Consider the following 18,296-nt stretch of genomic DNA (forward strand, 5'->3'; position numbering starts at 1 on the left):
ATTGTGCGGCCAATCTTGGCCGGAAGCAGACGGACGGCAAGGGGCGCGGATTGTCGCGTGCCGCCGGCCTCAACAGATTCCGGTTGTGTCTTCCCGGCTCAGCCCGATCGACCCGAGGCCACGGCGTGCGAAATCGCCCCCTGAACGCCTCAGGGGCGCCCCCGCCGCCTCAAGGGAAGCACGGCGGCCGCACCGACCTGCGGCCCGGTCTCGGCGTCGAGATCGGGCACGGCGATGATCGGCGCGCCGCGCAGATCCCTGCGCATGACGATGGCGCCGCGCTCCTCCAGATAGCCGAGCATGCGCCGGGCGCGCCCCGCCGAGGAGGTGCCGTAGGCCTCCGCCAAAGCCGCGTCGGACGGGCAGGGCGATCCTTCGAGCGCCGTGCGGGCGATGAGCAGGAACAGGCCGGCCAGATCCTCGGGCAGGCTGGCGGCGATCTCCTGGGCGCGCTCCCAGCCGGGCCCTTCCGCGGTGGCGCCCTGGACGCCGGCCCGCGCCACGGCGAGGCGGCGCTTGAACTCGGGCAGGCCCATCGCCTCGCCGCCGATCCGGCGGATACGGCAGCGGACGGTGAAGTCCTGATAGAGGGTGGCGGGCGTGCAGGCGGCAGCGTCCGAATCCGCCAGCACCGAGGCGAGGATCTCGGCCATCGCCGCCTCGCGCTCGGCCGGGTCCATCGGCTCCTCTTCCGGCAGATCCTCGCGCACCGGCGGACGGTAATTGGCGAGCTGGACCAGAACGTCCGGCCCCGGCGCCCGCACCGGCTTCGGCCGGGGGGAGGGCAGCGGCCGCGCCTCCTCCTCGGGGGAGGCGGTGAGAATCAGGGCGCGCGCCTCCTCGCCCATGGTCGGCAGCGGCAGCAGGGCCGGGGCGGCGTTGCGGCTCTCGGTCACCGTCGGGCCGATGGCGATCGGCAGCGGACGCTTCGAGAGGGCGGGGCCGAGGCCGACGAAATGCCCGCGCGCGAGGTCGCGAAACATCTCAGCCTGACGGCGGTCGAGGCCCAGGAGGTCGGCGGCGCGGGCCATGTCGATGTCGAGGAAGGTGCGGCCCATCAGGAAGTTCGAGGCCTCCGCCGCGACGTTCTTGGCGAGCTTGGCCAGACGCTGCGTGGCGATGATGCCGGCCAAACCGCGCTTACGGCCGCGGCACATCAGGTTGGTCATGGCACCGAGCGACAGGCGGCGGGCCTCGTCCGAGACCTCGCCCGCGGCGGCCGGCGCGAAGAGCTGCGCCTCGTCGACGACCACCAGCATCGGATACCAGAGCGAGCGGTCGGCATCGAACAGGCCGCCGAGGAAGGCGGCGGCGGCGCGCATCTGATCCTCGGCGTCGAGCCCTTCGAGGGACAGAACGACCGAAACGCGGTGCTCGCGCACGCGGGCGGCGATCCGCAGGAGTTCGGCCTCGTTGCCGTCCGCCTCGACCACGACGTGGCCGTAGCGCTCGGCGAGCGTGACGAAATCGCCCTCGGGGTCGATGATCGCCTGCTGCACGAGGCCGGCGCTCTGCTCCAGCAGGCGGCGCAGCAGGTGCGACTTGCCCGAACCGGAATTGCCCTGGACGAGCAGGCGCGTCGCCAGAAGCTCGGTGAGGTCCATCGTCCCGGGCCGATCGCCGGCCCGCCCCAGATCGATCTCGTAGCCCATCCCGTTCCCCGCTGGCGCCCGAGGCTTCTAACATGCGCGGGGCGGCCGGGGTCCGCGGGGGCTCCAGCCGTCCACAGGCGGGAGGTCGCAGCCGCCTCTCGAGGTCCCGGCTTCAGCCTGCGAGCCGCCGTCCCGCCAGATGATGCAGCGCGATCGCCCCCGCCGTCGCGACGTTGAGCGAGTCGAAGCCCGGCGCCATGGCGATGCGCAGGCGGCGGGCGCGGGCCATCAGCGCCTCCGGCAGGCCGGGGCCTTCCGTGCCGAGCAGCAGCAGCGCGCGGGACGGCGGCGCCAGCCTGTCGAGCGTCTCATGGCCGCCGGGGGTCAGCGCCAGCGGGGTCAGGGCGTGGCGCTCGGCCAGATCCAAGAGCGCCGCCCCGCTCGCCGCGCGGGCGAAGGGCACGGTCAGCGCCGCGCCGGCCGAAACGCGGATCGCCTTGCGGTAGAGCGGATCGCAGGTCTCGGCGTCGAGCCAGACCGCGTCGGCGCCGAAGGCGGCGGCGTTGCGGAACAGGCCGCCGACATTGTCGTGATTGGTCAGCCCCACCATTCCGACGACGAGTGCCGGGGCCGGGGCGGGCGGGACCAGCGCCTCGGGCGCGGGCTCCGCGCCGCGAAGGCCGACCGCCAGCACGCCGCGGTGGATCGGGAAGCCGGCCACCGCGCTCATCACGTCCTTGCCGGCGAGGTAGACCGGCGGCCCGTCCCCCCTCAGCAGATCCGAGAAACCCGGCCAGCGCTCGGGCGCCAGCAGCACCGATTCCGCGGCGAAGCGGGCGCCGGGCGAGAACAGCAGCCGCAGGGTGACCTCGCCCTCGACGATGATGCGCCCCTGCCGGCCCACGAGGTCGCGCTCGCGCACGGCCCGGTAGGCGCAGAGCCGCGGATCGTCCGGATCGTCGATGGCGATCGGTTCAGGCAATCGGGGTCAGGCGCGTCCGCCGCCCATGCGCATGGCGAGCGGGTCGGCCTCCTCCTTCTTCGGCACCTTCACCAGGGCCTCGCCGTCGAGCACCACCTCGTCGCCGACGGAGCAGGTGCAGGCGAGCCGCGCGCGGCGGCGCTCGGGGATCAGTTCGGCGACCTCGACCTTCACCTCGACGACGTCGCCGATGCGCACAGGCGCGCGGAAGTTCAGGGTCTGCGAGATGTAGACCGCGCCCGGCCCGGGCAGGCGGGTGCCGAGCACCGCCGAGATCAGGCCGGCGGTGTAGAGGCCGTGGGCGATGCGGGTGCCGAAGGGCGTGCGCGCGGCGAAGTGCTCGGAGAGGTGGATCGGATTGCGGTCGCCGGTGATCTCGGCGAAGCCGACCACGTCGGAGGAGGAGATCTCCTTCTTGAGGATCTCGGTGAGACCGACTTCGAGATCCTCGAAATAGAGCACGCGCAGTTCGGGCAACATCGTCAACGCCTCCCCGGTCCGGACCGCCGCTCGACGGGCGGCTTGTCTATCCTTTGGCAGATCCTTCGCCTTGCACAGCCGGGCGCGCAAATCCAGACGGACGTTAGGCGGAAAGCGCGGCGCCTGCGGGAGGGCTCTCGACAGGGCCGGGCGGCTTGAGGCAATCACCGGCCCGCTTCGTTCTGCCCGCGGGATCCCACCGGTGCCTCGTCTGCCGCCCTCGCCGAGCCTGCGCCCGGTCGTCGCCCGCGTGGCGGCGCTGAACCTCGGCTATTTCGGCATCGAGATCGCGGTCGCGCTCGCCATCGGCTCGGTGGCGCTGATCGCCGACAGCCTCGACTTTCTCGAAGACGCCGCGATCAACCTCCTGATCTTCGCAGGCTTGAGCTGGAGCGTGCGCAACCGGGCCCGGCTCGGCACGCTTCTGGCCGGCATCCTGCTGGTGCCGGGCCTCGCCACGGCCTGGGCCGCCTACGAGAAGTTTTCGGACTTCACCACGCCGGCTCCCGTGCCGCTGACGCTGACCGGCCTCGGCGCGCTTCTCGTCAACCTTGCCTGCGCGCTGATGCTGGCGCGCCACCGCGACGGCCATGGCAGCCTGACCCGGGCGGCCTATCTCTCCGCCCGCAACGACGTGGCCGCCAACCTCGCGATCATCGTCGCCGGCCTCGTGACCGCGCTGACGCTCTCGCCCTGGCCCGACCTCGTGGCGGCGGCGGGCATCGCCGTGATCAACGCCGATTCCGCCTTCGACGTGCTCAAGGCCGCCCGCCGCGAATGGCGTGCCGCGGCCGAGGACGCCGCCTCGCGGGCGCGCGCCTAACCCTTAACTCGCCCCTTACTCGACCCTTACTCTCACGGACCTGCGGACCGCGTGCTGCGCCTTTTCCCCCTCTCCGATCTGCATCTCGAACGGCGCCGCCCGGAGATGATCCCGCCGCCCGCGGCGCCCTTCGACGTGCTCGTCTGCGCCGGCGACCTGCACGAGGGCCAGCCCGAGGCCGGGCTCGCCACGGTGCTCGCGCTGGCGGACGGGCGGCCGGTCGTGCTGGTGCCGGGCAACCACGAGCACTATGCCCCGACCGGCGATCCGCGCACCGCGCCGGAACTGCTCGCCGCGCTGGAGCGCGAGGTCGCCCGGATGAATGGGCGGGGCGGCCGCATCCACCTGCTCCAGGGCGGGCAGGCGGTCGTGATCGGCGGCGTGCGCTTCGTCGGCACCACGCTGTGGAGCGACTGGTCGCTCGCCGGGCGCTGGCTCACCGACGACATGCCCGACCGCCCCGACGACCCCGTCGCCTTTGCCGCCGCGCGGATGACCGATCCGGTCACCGGCTCGCGGGAGTACCGCGGCTCGATCCGCCGGGCCGACCGCGCGGCCTGGTCGCCGGCGGACGCGATGGAGGCCCATACCCGCGAGAAGGCCGCCCTGCTCGAAGCCCTGGCCCGGCCGCACGAGGGTCCGACGGTCGCCGTCACGCACCATCCGCCGAGCCCGCTCGCCGCCGACGCGTTCCGCGGGGCACCCGGCGTGCCGTGGTGGGTGCCGGCCTTCTACGCCACCACCGTGCTCGACGATCTGCCCGACGCGGACCGCCCGGATCTCTGGATCTCCGGCCACTTCCATGCCGGCCACGACAAGCGGATCGGGCGCACCCGCTGGCTCGCCAACCCCGTCGAAGGAAAGACCTTTCGGAGCGACCTCATCGTTGCGGTGGGATGACGCTCCCCTCGGCGAAACCCGATGACGACATCGTGCGTAGCCTCCCGGCCGCCCCATGCGGGTAGAACTGACAAAAAACCCGGGAGATTCGCCATGAATGCCTTCATCGCCGTCGTGCTCGTCTGCGCCAACGGCATCCCGCAGCAGGACTGCACCGACGATCGCGCGAGCGAAGTGCGCAAGGTCCGCGTCGCGAACGAACTCGGCTGCACCAACGGCTGGCAGGAGATCATCGCCCGCACCGATCTGCGCGACGAAGTCGGCAAGACGAGCTACCTCAAGACCGAGTGCCGACGGGTGAAGGAGCGCGAATAGTGCCGGCCGTTGCCCCTGCGTCGTCGCCTCAGCGGCGGAATCTGCTATTCAGGCCCGGCCGAGTCCTGAAACCCGCGTGAGCGGACGGGGCCGGCGCAGATTGCCGCCGATCGCCCGAGAGATTGATGCGCCCGAAGTCCGGACTCGCCGCCCTGCCTTGGCCCGCCCTGGGCCTGCTGGCCGCCCTGTCCGTGGCAGCGCCCGCGAGCGCCGCCGCACCGCCGGCCCAGCCGACGGACGGACCCGGCGGCGTCGGCGACAAGGCCGCCACCATCACCAAGCGCGCGGTGGGCCGGGCGAGCGCGGCCACCTACGCCTTCTACAAGGCCGGCCCCGCGCCTGAGGGCGGGCGGCCGGTGGCGGTGTTCCTGCACGCCTGGGGCGCACCGAACCCGCAGGCCTACGGCGCCTGGATCGACCACCTCGCCCGTCACGGCTGGCTCGTGCTGTTCCCCCGCTTCCAGGAGGTGAACCGAACCCGTCCCGCCGACGCCCCGGCCATCGCCGCCCGGCTGCTCAAATCCGCATTGTCGGATCTGGCGGGCGACGCCGATGCGCGGCCCGATCCCGAGCGTCTCGCCCTGATCGGCCACCTGGCCGGCGCGCCGCTCGCCGCCCACCTCGCGGCGGAAGCCGCGAAGGAGGGCCTGCCGGCGCCCAAGCTCGTCTACGTCGTGATGCCCGGCGGCATCGCCCGCGACGCCAAGTCCCGCGGCATCCCGCTCGGCGACCTCGACGGGATGTCGCCCAAGACCCTGCTGGTGACGGTGATCGGCGACCGCGACGCGCGGGCTGCCGACGCTGCCGCCCGGCGCATCCTGCGCGACGCCCATTCCGTGCCGCCGGAGCGCAAGCTGCTCGTGCGCGCGCTCTCGGACGACCACGGCTTCCCGGCGCTCACCGCGACGCTGGCCTCGCCCGCCGGGCTCGACGCAGCCTATGACGGCGGCGCGATCAAGCTGCCGCCCGACCCGCCCGGCGAGAAGCCGCCGCCCTTCCGTTGGTCGGCGGACATGGCGCTCTCGGGCGAGCAGACTACGCTCGTCTCGCAGATCAACAACGCCCGCGCCGACAGCCTCGATTTCCTCGCCTTCTGGCGCACCTTCGACATGGCGGCGGCGGCGGCCTTCGCCGGCAAGGACGCCCAGAGCCTGAAGAACGACCCCGCCTTCAGCGACATGCGCCGCTGGGGCGACGGCTGGCCGGTGAAGCGCCTCGGCGTCGAGACGCCGAAGGTGCCGGCGACGCCCGCCGCCGTGCAGCGCTGATCTCTCGAAGAACTCAGAGGATGTTTGCAAGCCGATGAAGCTGTTCCACTCGCACAGCTCGCCCTTCGTGCGGAAGGTGATGGTCGTCGCCCACGAACTCGGTCTCGCCGAACGGCTGGCGTTGCTGCCGAGCGCCGTCCACCCGGTCAAGCGCGACCGCTCCGTGCTGGCGCAGCACCCGCTGGCCCAAGTGCCCACCCTGATCCTCGACGACGGCGAGAGCCTCGCCGACAGCCGGGTCATCTGCGAGTATCTCGACGCGATGGCCGGCGGCCGCCTGTTTCCCGCCGAGGGCGCCGCGCGCTGGCGGGCGCTCAACGCGCAATCCACCGCCGACGGCGTGCTCGATGCCGCCCTGCTGATCCGCTACGAGCTGACGGCGCGGCCCGAATCCGAGCGCTCGGCCGCCTGGATCGAGGGGCAGACCGCCAAGATCGAGAGCGCGCTGGCGTGGTTCGAGGACCAGGCGGAGACCTTGGGCGAGCGCGTCGACATCGGCACCATCGCGCTCGCCTGCGCACTGGGCTACCTCGACCTGCGCTTCTCCGACATCGCGTGGCGCGACGATGCCCCCCGGCTCGCCGCGTGGTTCGCCCGCTTCGAGGAGCGGCCCGCCATGGTGGCGACCCGCCCGCCGGCCGGCTAGCCTTTCGGGGGTCTTCCGGCTGGCTCGGCCCTTGCTAAGCTTGGGCCGTCCCATCCGGGAGGCCCACCATGCCCGATTTCGTCGCCGCCGCCCTCGCGTCGGCCGTCTTCTGCCTCACCGTCATCGCGCTCAATGCGCTGACCCGCCTCGCGCTCCAGACCCATCTCGCCCCGGACGGCCTCGCCGAGAACGGGTTCCTGCAATACGGCGGCGCGCTCGCGCTTGCGGGCTCGACCTACCGGCGGGCGACGCGGGTGCCGGGCCGGCTGGTGGGCGACTGATCCCCCCGTCATCCCGGGGCCGGGCAGCGGAAGCCGGGATCCACCCGCGATGCGTCGCTCGAGTCCGGTGTCGAGCGCGGTCGCGGATTGCACGCCTCTGGCGCGTCCCCTCGGGTCCGGGTTCGCCGATCAGCGCCCCGGATCGACCGGGGCGGCGGCTGGAGCGACGCCACCGGCCAGACGCTGGATAAGAGCCGGATACGAAAAGAGCCTGCCGCACGGTATGCGCGGCAGGCTCCGGTTCGTCGAAAGGCCCCGCCCGCAGGCGGGACGATCGCCTAGAAGTAGGACTTGAGGACGCCGCGGCGGCGCACGTCGAGCGTGGCGCAGTGGAACGAGCCACCGAACGGGCCGTAGGACAGGAACGGCGCCGGGATCGGGTCGAAGCCCCAATCCTTCAGGGCCTTGATCAGGGTCGGCTGGCTCTGGTCGACGACGATCTTCTTCTCGTCGAGGGCGAGCACGTTGATCGAGGTCCAAGGCGAGCACATCGAGATCTTGCTCATGAAGCCCGAGACCGGGTCGGGGCGCGGGGCGATCAGCACGTCCCACTTCTTGAGCACGGCGGGCAGCTTCTCGACGTCGATGTAGTCGGGGTTCACCAGCACCTTGCCCGGCGCCAGCGGCATGAACGACGAGTCGATGTGCATCGGCTGCGGGCAGCGGCTCTCGATCTCGTGGATGCGGAAGCCGGGGCCGAGGTGGCGGCGAAGCCACTCGATGCCCATCAGGTTCGTCACGTTGGAGCGGGTCACGAACAGGTCGCGGCCGCACCGCACGAAGTCGGCGGCGTCGAAGACCGGCTCGAACTCGTTGACCGTGAACTGCATCGGCTCGCCGGCCTTCAGGTTCGGCACCCGATAGTCGTAGTTGTAGAGGTCGTCGGTGAGCTGCGGCCGCGGGGCCGAGGTCCACCGCGCCCCGGCGCGAAAATATTCCTTGAACAGCGAGCGGTAGGCGTCGCCCTCGAAGTAGCGCGAGCGCCAGCACATCGGGCTCTCGATGATCTCGTCGCCGATCACGAGATACGGGTCGCGCGGGCAGGCGACGCAGAAGCCGCGGGAGGTCCAGCGCGGCGCCTTGAACTTCTTCGAGAAGTCGACCGGATCGGGACGGCGCACCTTCACGCCCTCGCCGGCCAGGATCGAGATGAAGTTGTCCAGCTCGGCCTGAGCCAGCTTCTTCATGAACTTCGGGTATTTCCAGCCGGAGGCGAAGCGGTAGAACGGCTGGGCCGCCCGCGGCAGGTTGAAGATCACGGTGAGGTGATGGGTCGGGATCGTGGCGCCGTCGAGCGAGCCGACGATCACCTCCTCCAGCGGATCCCACTCGTTCCAGGCCATCACCGGACTGCGCGTGGCGGGCACATCGTTGCGCCCCTCGTAGCCCTGCGAAAAACCCTTCGACGAGGCGTCGTCGATCAGGGCGGAATCCGCCGTGATCTGCGGCTCGCGATCCATTTGAGGCTCCCTAGAAGCGGCATCTCGCGACAATCGTCGTCGGCATCCACCGCGGGCGCCGCTTTGCTCCCCGGTGTGTCAATCGGGTGATAGACAGCGCTTGGCAAAGCTGCAACCTGCCGGAACGCTTCCCGCCACCGGCTAAGCTTCGATGGTCGCTTCGGGTGGGATTTCGACAACACAAGCCTTCGCGATCATTCGAAAGAGGCTGATGAAGCGTCTCACAACATTGGCATCGATCGTCGGACTGGGCACGGCGCTCGCGCTGTTCCTGTCTTCCGGCGTGTCCGATGTCACCGCCGCGGTCGTGAGCGCGGGCTGGGGCACGCTGGCCGTCGTGGTCGCCCGCTTCCTGGCGGTCGCCTGGGCCGGCCTCGGCTGGCACGCGGTGTTCCCCCGCGGCGCCGGGCCGACCCTGCGCGACTGCATCTCGCTGCGCTTCGTGCGCGAGGGCATCAACACGCTGCTGCCGGTGGCGCAGGTCGGCGGCGACCTCATCGGCGCGCGCCTGCTCACCCGCCGCGGCACCCCCGGCGGCATGGCCGGCGCCAGCATGTTCGTCGACCTGATGACCCAGGCGGTGACGCAGCTCGTCTTCACCGTGGCCGGCCTTCTCCTCCTGATCCAGATCACCGGCGACGGTCCTCTGGTCCGCACGGTCGGGGGCGGCGTGCTGGTCGCCATCCCGGCGCTCGCCGCCTTCTACGTCATCCAGCGCCGCAGCGGTCATCGCCTGATCGAGGCCGCGCTCAGCCGCTTTGCCGCCGGCCGCGAGTGGCGCGCGCTCGGCGCGATCGACGTGCTCTACGAGAATCTGCGCCGCCTCTACGGCAACCGCGCCCGCGTCGGCGCGGCGCTGCTGATCCACCTCATCGGCTGGGTCGTCGGCACCGTCGAGGTCTGGATCGCGCTGAACGCCATGGGCTACTCCATCAGCTTCATCGATGCCCTGGTGATCGAGAGCCTCGCCCAGGCCGTGCGCGGCGCCGCCTTCGTCGTCCCCGGCGCCATCGGCGCCCAGGAGGGCGGCCTGATCGCGCTCGGCGCCCTGTTCGGCATCCCGGCCGAAGCCGCGCTCGCCCTGTCGCTGGTCAAGCGCGTCGCCGATCTCGGCGTCGGCCTGCCGAGCCTCGCCCTGTGGAATTGGATGGAGCGCAAGGCCGCGCTCGCACCCGAGGCCGACGGTGCCACGGCGGTGCGCGACGGGCTCGGCGCGATCCGGGCACGGCTCGGCCGCCGCCTCGGACCCGCTCCGCTGGCCTCGGCCTACGGCTTTCCCGCCCCGCGGAGCCCGGCCGCCCTTTCCTCCGACAACGAAGCTGGAGCGCTCAAGAAGTGCGCCTGAACCGTCGCACCCTGCTCGCCGCCGCCGCGGCGCTCGCCGTCTCGGGAACGCCGCACGCCGTCCGTGCCGCCGAGGATCCCGCGGTCGAGCCGATCAAGCGGCTCTACGCCAAGTTCGAGGAGGCGCTGAAGAACGGCGCGGGCGACCTCAAGAGCCGCCTCGCCATCGTCGGCGACACCCTGGCCGCGACCTTCGACACGCCGGCCATGGTGCGCACCGCCGTCGGCCCGAAGTGGAAGACCTTCAAGCCCGAGCAGCAGGAGGCGCTGACCGAGGCCTTCGGCAAGTACTTCGTCACCCTCTACGCCAACCGCCTCTCGCAGGCAGCGGGCGGCAAGTTCGAGATCAAGCCGCAGAGCGAGGAGCACGGGCCTAACCGCGTCGTCTCCACCCGCGTCTCGAACAAGGACGGTGACGATTCGGAGGTCGATTACGTCGTCAACGCCGGCAACAAGGTTCAGGACGTGCTGCTGAACGGCAATGTCAGCGAGGTCGCCTCGATGCGGGCGAGCTTCGCCGACCCGCTCAAGGGCGGTGCCGACGGCCTGTTGAAATTTATGCGCGAACGCACCGACGGGATGCTCGCCGCCAAAGTCTCGCCCCGAGAGTAGGGGCTTAGAAGGCATCCCTCCTGTCGAAGCGGCCCCGCTGCGGCAGGACCAAGACCATCAGGCAGGCCCGGAAGCCGCCCCGCGACCCGGTTGGGGCGGCGATCCGGGCTTTGACCCATTCAGACCGCCGCCCGCGGCGCCCGACACGAAGACAGCAGCGAGCAACGCCGCGCCATGGATCTGAACGAGCTGTCGGCCTGGATCGCCCCCGCGCTTCTCCTGATGGCGCTCGCCGGCTGCGTCTACGCCCTCCTCGCCGCTGCGCTCGTGGGCCGCTTCGCCGCCCAGGCCCCGACCGTGCTCGCCGCGGACGCACCGCGCCCCGGCGTGACGATCCTCAAGCCGCTCTGCGGCCTGGAGCCGGACCTGTTCGAGAACCTCGACAGCTTCTGCCGCCAGGATTATGCCGGCCCGGTCCAGGTCGTGTTCGGCATCCAGAACGCCGCCGACCCGGCGCTCAGCGTGGTGCAGCGCCTGCGCGAGGCCCATCCGCGCCTGCGCCTCGACCTCGTGGTGGATGCGAGCCAGCACGGCTCGAACCGCAAGGTCTCCAACCTCATCAACATGTCGGAGAAGATCGCCCACGACGTCGTGGTGCTGGCCGACAGCGACATGTCGGTGAAGCCGGACTACCTGGAGCGCGTCGTCGCCGCCCTGTCGCAGCCGAATGTGACCGGCGTCACCTGCCTCTATCACGGCGTGCCGGGCGATCGCGGCGTCTGCGCCCAGCTCGCCGCGCTCGCCATCGACGTCCAGTTCGTGCCCAACGTCATCCTCGGCACCACCTTCGATCTGGCCCGCCCCTGCTTCGGCTCCACCATCGCGATGACCGCCGAATCGCTCGCCCGCATCGGCGGCTTCCGCGCCTTCAAGGACGATCTCGCCGACGACTACGCCATCGGCGAGGCCCTGCGCGCCGAGGGCGGCACGGTGGCGATCCCGGCGCTCACCATCGGGCATGCCTGCGTCGATACCGAACTCTCCGGCCTGTGGCGGCACGAGCTGCGCTGGAACCGCACCATCCGCAACGTCGATCCCAAGGGCTATGCCGGCTCGGTCGTTACCCACGCCTTCCCGCTGGCCCTGCTCGCCGCGCTGATGCCCGGCGCCGGCTCCGGCGCGCTGGCGGTGGCCGCCCTGGCGCTCGCCTGCCGCATCGGACTCTGCCTGCGTATCGAACGCGCCTTCGGGCTCAGCCCCCACGCCTACTGGCTGTTGCCGATTCGTGACATGCTCTCCTTCATCAACTTCACCTGGAGCTTCGTCTCGGGTGCGGTGACATGGAAAGGTCACGATTACCGTGTGGTTGCGGACGGTACGCTGATTCCGGAGCACGGCCTCGGTCGCGAGTCGCGCGCCACCTCGGTCTGAGCTTCCAAACACTTCACATCAATACTGTCTCGAGCCTTGAGGCCTTGAACCCCATGCGCACGCTCTTCCTGCAGGCCCCCACCTTCGACGGCTTCGACGGCGGCGCCGGCTCCCGTTACCAGGCCAAGCGCGAGATCAAGTCGTTCTGGTACCCGACCTGGCTGGCCCAGCCGGCCGCCCTGGTGCCGAACTCGAAGCTGATCGACGCGCCGCCCCACAACATCAAGCTCGAAGAGATCGTGGCCCAGGCCAACGACTTCGACCTCGTGGTGCTCCACACCTCGGTCCCGTCCTTCAAGTCCGACGTGAAGACCGTCGAGGCGCTGAAGGCCGCCAACCCGAAGCTGATTGCCGGCCTGATCGGCGCCAAGGTCGCGGTGGATGCCGCCGGCTCCATGGCCCAGGCCCCCTGCATCGATTTCTGCGCCCGCAACGAGTTCGACTTCACCGTCAAGGAAGTCGCCGAGGGCGTGCCGATGTCGGAGATCAAGGGCCTGTCCTATCGTGACGCCAACGGCGTCGTGGTCCACAACGAGGACCGCGAGATCATGACGGACATGGACCAGCTCCCCTTCGTCACGAGCGTCTACAAGCGCGATCTCGAGATGGAGAAGTACTTCATCGGCTACCTGAAGCACCCCTACATCTCGTTCTATTCCGGCCGCGGCTGCAAGAGCCGCTGCACCTTCTGCCTGTGGCCGCAGACCGTCGGCGGGCACACCTACCGAACCCGTTCGGTCGCCCACGTGATCGAAGAGATCAAGTACTGCATGAAGGAGTTCCCTCAGACGAAGGAGTTCTTCTTCGACGACGACACCTTCACCGACAATCTGCCGCGGGCCGAAGAGATCGCCCGCGAGCTGGGCAAGCTCGGCGTGACGTGGTCGTGCAACGCCAAGGCCAACGTGCCGCGTGAGACCCTGAAGGTTTTGCGTGAGAACGGCCTGCGTCTGCTGCTGGTCGGCTACGAGTCCGGCAACCAGAAGATCCTGAACAACATCAAGAAGGGCATGCGCGTCGAGGTGGCCGAGAAGTTCACCAAGGACTGCCACGACCTCGGCATCGCCATCCACGGCACCTTCATCGTCGGTCTGCCCGGCGAGACCAAGGAGACGATCCAGGAGACGATCGCGTTCGCCAAGCGCATCAACCCGCACACGATCCAGGTCTCGCTGGCCGCGCCGTACCCGGGCACCTTCCTCTACAAGCAGGCGGTGGAGAACGGCTGGCTCGACGTCGAGAACGCCGAGCTGGTCGACGAGAACGGCGTGCAGATCGCGCCGCTGCACTACCCGCACCTGTCGCACTCGGAGATCTTCTCCGCAGTCGAGGAATTCTACCGGAAGTTCTACTTCCGCGCCCCGAAGATCGCCTCGATCGTGAACGAGATGGTCCGCTCGCCCGAGATGATGAAGCGGCGGCTGCGCGAGGGCGTCGAGTTCTGGCACTTCCTCCGCGACCGCAAGGCCGCCGCGTAAGGCTCAGGCTGCCAGCCATCGAACAAGCGAGGAAGGCCGGGCGCGAGCCCGGCCTTCCTCGTTTCCAGGGCGGTGCCCTGGACCCGCGAGAGGGCTTGCCCTCCCGACACCCGAGACAGGGGCAGAGCGTGAAGCGACTGGTCGTGACCGCCGACGATTTCGGCCTGAGCCACGAGGTCAACGAGGCCGTCGAGCAGGCCCATCGCGACGGGATCCTCACCGCCGCGAGCCTGATGGTCTCCGCCCCCGGCGCCGACGACGCGGTGGCCCGCGCGCGGCGCACGCCCTCCCTGCGGGTCGGGCTGCACCTCGTGCTGGTCGAGGCATGGCCGACGCTGCCCGCCGCGGAACTGCCCGACCTCACCGACGGGCAGGGCCTGATGCGGCGCGACATGGAGCGGCTCGGCCTCGACCTCGCCCTGAAGCCCGCCGCCCGCCGGCAGCTCGCCGCCGAGATCCGGGCACAGTTCGAGGCCTACCGCGCCACCGGCCTGCCGCTGGATCACGTCAACGCCCACAAGCACTTCCACATCCACCCGCTGATCGCCGGGATGGTGCTGCGGATCGGCCGCGACTACGGCATGCGGGCGCTGCGGGTGCCGCGCGAGCCGCGCGACCTGTTGCGGCGCGCCGAGCCCGGCTTCCAGCCGAAGCCCGCCCTCGATACCGCCCCCTGGGCGGCGCTGCTCGCCGTGCGCGCCCGGCAGGCGGGCCTGCTGGTCCCGACCCGGACGCTGGGCCTCGCATGGTCCGGCGCGATGACCCCGGAGCGCGTCGCCGCCCTGCTGCGCCACCTGCCGGACGGGCTCACCGAACTCTACACACACCCTGCCACCGCCGGCGGCTTCCCCGGCGAGGCGCCGGGCTACCGATACGCGGCCGAGCGGGACGCGCTGATCGCCCCGCAGGCGCGCGAGGCCGCGGACCGGAGCGGGGCCGAGCGGGGCGGCTTCTCGGATTTCCTGCCGTAGCGTCGCCGTGGCGCGGCGGTGTTCGCCCGCTGATCGAAATCAAGGCCGGGCGACGGGTTGGCGGGCATCCTTCGAACGGAGCCGGTCCTGCGGTCATGGCGGGGAGGGTGCCCCGCACGGGCGGGTCCGAGGCCGTGAGGAGCCGTGAGACATGGGAAGCCGCACCGCCCGCTTGGTCCTCGCCCTCTTGGTCCTCGTCCTCGCGGCGGGATCGGTCGGTCCCTCCGCCTCGGCCGCCGGGATCGATTGCGGCAAGCCCCCGGCGCCGCGCCCGGAAGCCGACGCCGTGCTGACCCAGGCGATCCTCTCGCCGCAACTCGACACCAATGCGAGCACAGCGCTCGCCTCGGCGGTCCAGCGTCTCAGGAGCCAGGGCGTGCCACGGCCGGAGATCGTCGATCGCGCCGTCGCCACCTATTGCCCCCTCGTCGCCCGGGACGAGAGCCTGACGCCCGACCGCCAGCGCGAGGCGGTCCGCCGTTTCGCCGCCACGCTGACGAGCCTCGTCTACGATCCGATCGAGCCGGGGCAGGGCGAGACCGCGTTCCTCCTGAGCCTGCCGGTCAGGCCGGCGCTGTCGCTGCAGATCGATGCCGCCGCAGCCAAGGCCGGACAGACCCGCGAGGCGTGGATCCTGGAGGCGATCCAGGCCCGGCTGGCGGGCGACTGACGCCCCCGCCGGCCGAGCAGGGCGGCTACTTCACCACCGCGTGCTCGCGGGTGACCTCGCCCGGCGGGCGGCCCGCTTCCTCGCCCTCAGGGCGGTCGGCATCCGGCTGCTTCGGCGGCGGCCCGAGGAAGGCCGGCACCACGAAGAACGCCGCCACCAGGGTGAAGAACAGCGACAGGGCGAGCAGTTCGCCCATGCTCGCCGTGCCCGGATGGCTCGACAGCATCAGCGAGCCGAAGGCGGTGCCGGTGGTCAGCGCCGAGAAGAAGATCGCCCGCGTCAGGCTGGAGGCCAGCATGTCGACGACGCCCGCGCGCCACGCGATCACGTAGTAGATGTGGAAGGCCACGCCCACCGCCAGCATCAGCGGCAGGGCGATGATGTTGGCGAAGTTCAGCGGCATGCCGATGACCTTCAGCGCCATCAGCGTCCACAGCGTCGCCAGCACCAGCGGCCCGAGCGTCATCGCCACGTCCCAGGGTTTGCGCAGGGCCACCGAGAGCAGGATGAAGATCAGCGCCAGGGCGGTGAGGCCCGCCTGCACGAAGGCGCCGAGGATCGTATAGCTCGACTCCGTCGTGGCCACGGGCGCGCCGGTGGCATGGGGGTCGATCGACAGCACCTCCTTGGCGAAGTGGCGCAGCACCTGATCGTCGTTCGAGTCGCCCTTCGGGTGAACCTCGATCCGCGCCCGCCCGTCGCTCGTCACCCACTCGGCCTTGAGGGGCTTGGGCAAGTTGTCGAGGGTGATCTTCTTCGGATCGAGCAGGCCGGAGAGGCGGCTCATCAGCGTCTTCAGATCGGTGGTGAGCGCCACGCTCGCCGCCTCGCGCTTCTCCGCCGGAGCGTCGGCGAGGGTGTCGAGGGTGCCCGAGAGCCGCGCGGCCGCCTTGGCCCCGGCGTTGTCCCCGCTCGCGATGGTCTTCAGCGCGGCCGCGGTATCCTTGAGCGCCTTCACGTTCTCGGCGTCGGTGGGCGGCGGCGGCTTGCGGGCCGGGTTGAGGGCGGGGGCGAGGAGTTGCGCCGTCTCCTGGATCGTGGCGAGCTTCTGGTCCTGGTCGCGCGGCACGAAGGTGTCGATCGAGATCACCTTGGCCACCGAGTCGAGCTTCAGCAGCCGCTCCGAAAGGGCCGGCACGGCCTCGACATTGGGCGCCAGCACGTCGATGGAATTGGGGCTGGTCGCCGGGTCCTTGATCAGGTCGAGATAGGTCGCGATCGATTCCACCTTCGGGCTGCGCAGGTGCATCGGGTTGGAATCGAACGGCAGCTTCAGCAGCAGCGGGATTCCGGCGACCGTGATCAGGCCGACGAAGATCAGCACCCATTTGCGGTGCTCAATGATCCAGTGGTCGACGCCGGCCATCCACGTGGTCTCGACCGCCCGCTTCTCGCCCTTCGGGTTGAACACCGCGATCAGGGCCGGGAGCAGGGTGAGGGAGAACAGGTAGGCCACGATCATGCCGACGCCGGCGATCAGGCCGAGTTCGGACACGCCCCGGAACTGCGTGGGCAGGAAGGCGAAGAAGCCGGCGAGCAGCGAGACCGCCGCGAGGGTCAGCGACCAGCCGACCCCGCGCGCCGCGCCGCGCAGAGCCGCGTCGACGCTCCCGAGTTCGTAGCGGTCGGCGCGGTAACGCACGGCGAACTGGATGCCGAAATCGATGCCGAGCCCGACGAACAGGGCGGCGAAGGCCACCGAGATCGGGTTCAGCTCGCCCACCATGAGCAGCCCCAAGGCCGCCGTGACGACGAGACCCGCGAAGGTGGTGATCAGCACCGCAGCGACGAGGGGAGCGGAGCGCAGGGCCAGCCCCAGGAACAGGACGATGGCGGCGGTCGTCAGCGAGTAGTTCAGGAAGGCGTCATCGGCGAGGGTGGCGAACTCGTCGTCGGCCACTGCCACCGGGCCGGTCAGGCGGATGCGCAGGCCGTGGGCGGCGTCGATGTTCTGCTCCGCGGCGACACGCCGGATCAGCTTGGTCGCCTCGCGGCCCGGCTCCAGGGCGTTGTAGTCGAGCACCGGCTGGATCATCACGAACTTGCGGGTGTCCGTGGTCTCGCTGCGCCCGCCCGCGAGCAGGGTCTGCCAGGACATCCGGGCGCGCTGGCCGTCGAGCACCTTGCGCAGGGTGTCGTCGATCTGCGTCATCGGCTGGGCGAGGTCTTCGAGCTTGGCGTCGCCGCTCTTGACGCCCTTCACGCCGAGGGTGAGCACCCGCATCACGCCGCGCAGCGACGGGTCGGCGGCGAGCGGTCCGAGAAGGCCCTGCTGCTCGATCAGGCGCTGGGTGGTCTGCTCCAGTTCCTCCTGCGACATCAGCAGCAGGCCGTTGCGATCGAAGAACGGGCCGCCGTCGGGGCGGTAGACCGTCTCGATCTCGGAGCGGTGCGACTTCAGCGCCTCGGCGAAGCGCGCGGCGGCCTCCTCGGCGATCTCCGGCGTCTGCCCGTCGATCACCGCGGCCACGAGGTTCGTGCGCTGCGGGAACGCCTTCTCGAAGGCGATCTCGTCCTGGCGCCAGGGAACGCTCGGCTCGATCAGCCGCTCGACATCGGTGTTGATGCGGAACAGGTGGGCGGCTGCGCCCGCGCCCGCGACCGTGAGGAGCGCCGCGGCCACCAGTACCAGCCAGCGGCGCCTGACGGAAAACGCGACGAGACGTTCGATCACGTAAAACCCTGCCTGCCTAACGATCCGGCCTGTCCCCCCGTGACGACGGGCCGGGACGCTTCGGTCCCGTCCTCCCCGCGACACAGGACGCGGCGTCCTCATCAGGCGGCGACGCGCCGAATCGATCCTCGTCATGGCCCGCGGGACGTGACCCTCGCGAGCGGGAAATCCGGAGGGCGCCGCCGACCGGCGGCCCCTCTCCGGCGGACACGGACGGCGCGAAGATGCTCCACGCCGATCATTCGTGTCGTTGGCGCGCTACCTACTTGTCCCGGCGAGGGAATGCAACGCACAGCCGGAATCGCGTCCGAAGGGGCGCCGATGGGCGGAGACGGTGCGATTGCGCACTGCAACCTGATTGCGCGCCGCCTCGGCTTCGAACAAGCATGGCGGTGTTCGTGCTCGATCGAGCCGCCGCGCGAGAAATCG

At 70.7% G+C, this 18,296-nt stretch carries 17 protein-coding genes; 12 read left to right on the forward strand and 5 right to left on the reverse strand.

Features of this window, described 5'->3' with window-relative positions:
- Positions 1–149 precede the first annotated feature (149 nt).
- The 3 genes from HNR51_RS17080 to croR all read right to left on the reverse strand — a co-directional run bounded on the left by HNR51_RS17080 (position 150) and on the right by croR (position 3,054).
- The gene (locus HNR51_RS17080) at positions 150–1,652 is read right to left on the reverse strand and encodes a helicase HerA domain-containing protein (protein WP_012455503.1); all 1,503 of its coding nucleotides are present in this window, start codon (positions 1,650–1,652) and stop codon (positions 150–152) included.
- Between the two features lie 112 nt (positions 1,653–1,764).
- Positions 1,765–2,574, reverse strand: coding sequence for a TrmH family RNA methyltransferase (locus HNR51_RS17085; RefSeq protein ID WP_182555721.1), 810 nt, complete (start codon positions 2,572–2,574; stop codon positions 1,765–1,767).
- 6 nt (positions 2,575–2,580) lie between these two features.
- A complete protein-coding gene (gene croR / locus HNR51_RS17090) occupies positions 2,581–3,054 on the reverse strand; it encodes a 3-hydroxybutyryl-CoA dehydratase (RefSeq protein ID WP_012455507.1) in 474 nt (157 codons plus the stop codon).
- Positions 3,055–3,256: 202 nt separating this feature from the next.
- Here croR and HNR51_RS17095 point away from each other — a divergent pair, with 202 nt between their 5' ends.
- From HNR51_RS17095 to HNR51_RS17120, 6 genes are all read left to right on the forward strand, one after another.
- Positions 3,257–3,877 carry a cation efflux transmembrane domain-containing protein gene (locus HNR51_RS17095; RefSeq protein WP_012455508.1) on the forward strand — a complete coding sequence of 207 codons (621 nt, stop codon included), beginning with the start codon at positions 3,257–3,259 and terminating at the stop codon, positions 3,875–3,877.
- 51 nt (positions 3,878–3,928) lie between these two features.
- Complete coding sequence (locus HNR51_RS17100; RefSeq protein ID WP_182555722.1) at positions 3,929–4,777, forward strand: metallophosphoesterase; 849 nt, start codon at positions 3,929–3,931, stop codon at positions 4,775–4,777.
- A 93-nt stretch (positions 4,778–4,870) separates the two neighbouring features.
- Positions 4,871–5,092, forward strand: coding sequence for a hypothetical protein (locus tag HNR51_RS17105; RefSeq protein WP_012455510.1), 222 nt, complete (start codon positions 4,871–4,873; stop codon positions 5,090–5,092).
- 125 nt (positions 5,093–5,217) lie between these two features.
- Positions 5,218–6,360 carry an alpha/beta hydrolase family protein gene (locus HNR51_RS17110; RefSeq protein WP_182555723.1) on the forward strand — a complete coding sequence of 381 codons (1,143 nt, stop codon included), beginning with the start codon at positions 5,218–5,220 and terminating at the stop codon, positions 6,358–6,360.
- A 34-nt stretch (positions 6,361–6,394) separates the two neighbouring features.
- Complete coding sequence (locus HNR51_RS17115) at positions 6,395–7,006, forward strand: glutathione S-transferase (RefSeq protein WP_182555724.1); 612 nt, start codon at positions 6,395–6,397, stop codon at positions 7,004–7,006.
- 68 nt (positions 7,007–7,074) lie between these two features.
- The gene (locus tag HNR51_RS17120) at positions 7,075–7,287 is read left to right on the forward strand and encodes a hypothetical protein (protein WP_012455513.1); all 213 of its coding nucleotides are present in this window, start codon (positions 7,075–7,077) and stop codon (positions 7,285–7,287) included.
- Between the two features lie 278 nt (positions 7,288–7,565).
- On the opposite strand, the gene HNR51_RS17125 is transcribed toward HNR51_RS17120, so the two are convergent.
- Entirely contained in the window at positions 7,566–8,747 is a 1,182-nt protein-coding gene (locus tag HNR51_RS17125; RefSeq protein ID WP_141952497.1) for an amidinotransferase, read from the reverse strand.
- Positions 8,748–8,958: 211 nt separating this feature from the next.
- On the opposite strand from HNR51_RS17125, the gene HNR51_RS17130 reads away from it, so the two are divergent.
- The 6 genes from HNR51_RS17130 to HNR51_RS17155 all read left to right on the forward strand — a co-directional run bounded on the left by HNR51_RS17130 (position 8,959) and on the right by HNR51_RS17155 (position 15,193).
- Positions 8,959–10,092, forward strand: a complete 1,134-nt coding sequence (locus HNR51_RS17130) for an HpnL family protein (RefSeq protein WP_182555725.1) — start codon at positions 8,959–8,961, stop codon at positions 10,090–10,092.
- Positions 10,083–10,703: an MlaC/ttg2D family ABC transporter substrate-binding protein gene (locus HNR51_RS17135; protein WP_182555726.1), complete on the forward strand. Its 621-nt coding sequence runs from the start codon at positions 10,083–10,085 to the stop codon at positions 10,701–10,703. The genes HNR51_RS17130 and HNR51_RS17135 overlap by 10 nt, the downstream gene beginning before the upstream one ends.
- A gap of 174 nt (positions 10,704–10,877) precedes the next feature.
- Positions 10,878–12,074, forward strand: coding sequence for a bacteriohopanetetrol glucosamine biosynthesis glycosyltransferase HpnI (gene hpnI, locus HNR51_RS17140; RefSeq protein WP_182555727.1), 1,197 nt, complete (start codon positions 10,878–10,880; stop codon positions 12,072–12,074).
- Positions 12,075–12,127: 53 nt separating this feature from the next.
- Entirely contained in the window at positions 12,128–13,552 is a 1,425-nt protein-coding gene (gene hpnJ, locus HNR51_RS17145) for a hopanoid biosynthesis associated radical SAM protein HpnJ (protein WP_012455519.1), read from the forward strand.
- 128 nt (positions 13,553–13,680) lie between these two features.
- The gene (gene hpnK / locus HNR51_RS17150) at positions 13,681–14,523 is read left to right on the forward strand and encodes a hopanoid biosynthesis-associated protein HpnK (protein WP_182555728.1); all 843 of its coding nucleotides are present in this window, start codon (positions 13,681–13,683) and stop codon (positions 14,521–14,523) included.
- A 151-nt stretch (positions 14,524–14,674) separates the two neighbouring features.
- Positions 14,675–15,193 (forward strand): hypothetical protein, encoded by a 519-nt coding sequence (locus HNR51_RS17155; RefSeq protein ID WP_182555729.1) that lies wholly within the window; start codon positions 14,675–14,677, stop codon positions 15,191–15,193.
- Positions 15,194–15,218: 25 nt separating this feature from the next.
- Here HNR51_RS17155 and HNR51_RS17160 read toward each other — a convergent pair whose 3' ends face one another.
- On the reverse strand, positions 15,219–17,867 hold the full coding sequence (locus HNR51_RS17160) for an MMPL family transporter (protein ID WP_182555730.1): 2,649 nt from the start codon (positions 17,865–17,867) through the stop codon (positions 15,219–15,221).
- Positions 17,868–18,296 lie beyond the last annotated feature (429 nt).

It is taken from the genome of Methylorubrum thiocyanatum, from assembly GCA_014138645.1.
In the GTDB taxonomy this organism is placed as follows: Bacteria; Pseudomonadota; Alphaproteobacteria; order Rhizobiales; family Beijerinckiaceae; genus Methylobacterium; species Methylobacterium thiocyanatum.

Excerpts from the sequence above, each read along its gene's own strand:
- HNR51_RS17155 (WP_182555729.1), top strand. The coding sequence starts at position 14,675 with ATGGGAAGCCGCACCGCCCGCTTGGTCCTCGCCCTCTTGGTCCTCGTC.
- HNR51_RS17080 (WP_012455503.1), bottom strand. The coding sequence starts at position 1,652 with ATGGGCTACGAGATCGATCTGGGGCGGGCCGGCGATCGGCCCGGGACG.
- croR (WP_012455507.1), bottom strand. The coding sequence starts at position 3,054 with ATGTTGCCCGAACTGCGCGTGCTCTATTTCGAGGATCTCGAAGTCGGT.
- HNR51_RS17110 (WP_182555723.1), top strand. The coding sequence starts at position 5,218 with ATGCGCCCGAAGTCCGGACTCGCCGCCCTGCCTTGGCCCGCCCTGGGC.
- HNR51_RS17105 (WP_012455510.1), top strand. The coding sequence starts at position 4,871 with ATGAATGCCTTCATCGCCGTCGTGCTCGTCTGCGCCAACGGCATCCCG.
- HNR51_RS17125 (WP_141952497.1), bottom strand. The coding sequence starts at position 8,747 with ATGGATCGCGAGCCGCAGATCACGGCGGATTCCGCCCTGATCGACGAC.
- HNR51_RS17130 (WP_182555725.1), top strand. The coding sequence starts at position 8,959 with ATGAAGCGTCTCACAACATTGGCATCGATCGTCGGACTGGGCACGGCG.
- HNR51_RS17120 (WP_012455513.1), top strand. The coding sequence starts at position 7,075 with ATGCCCGATTTCGTCGCCGCCGCCCTCGCGTCGGCCGTCTTCTGCCTC.
- hpnI (WP_182555727.1), top strand. The coding sequence starts at position 10,878 with ATGGATCTGAACGAGCTGTCGGCCTGGATCGCCCCCGCGCTTCTCCTG.
- hpnJ (WP_012455519.1), top strand. The coding sequence starts at position 12,128 with ATGCGCACGCTCTTCCTGCAGGCCCCCACCTTCGACGGCTTCGACGGC.
- HNR51_RS17115 (WP_182555724.1), top strand. The coding sequence starts at position 6,395 with ATGAAGCTGTTCCACTCGCACAGCTCGCCCTTCGTGCGGAAGGTGATG.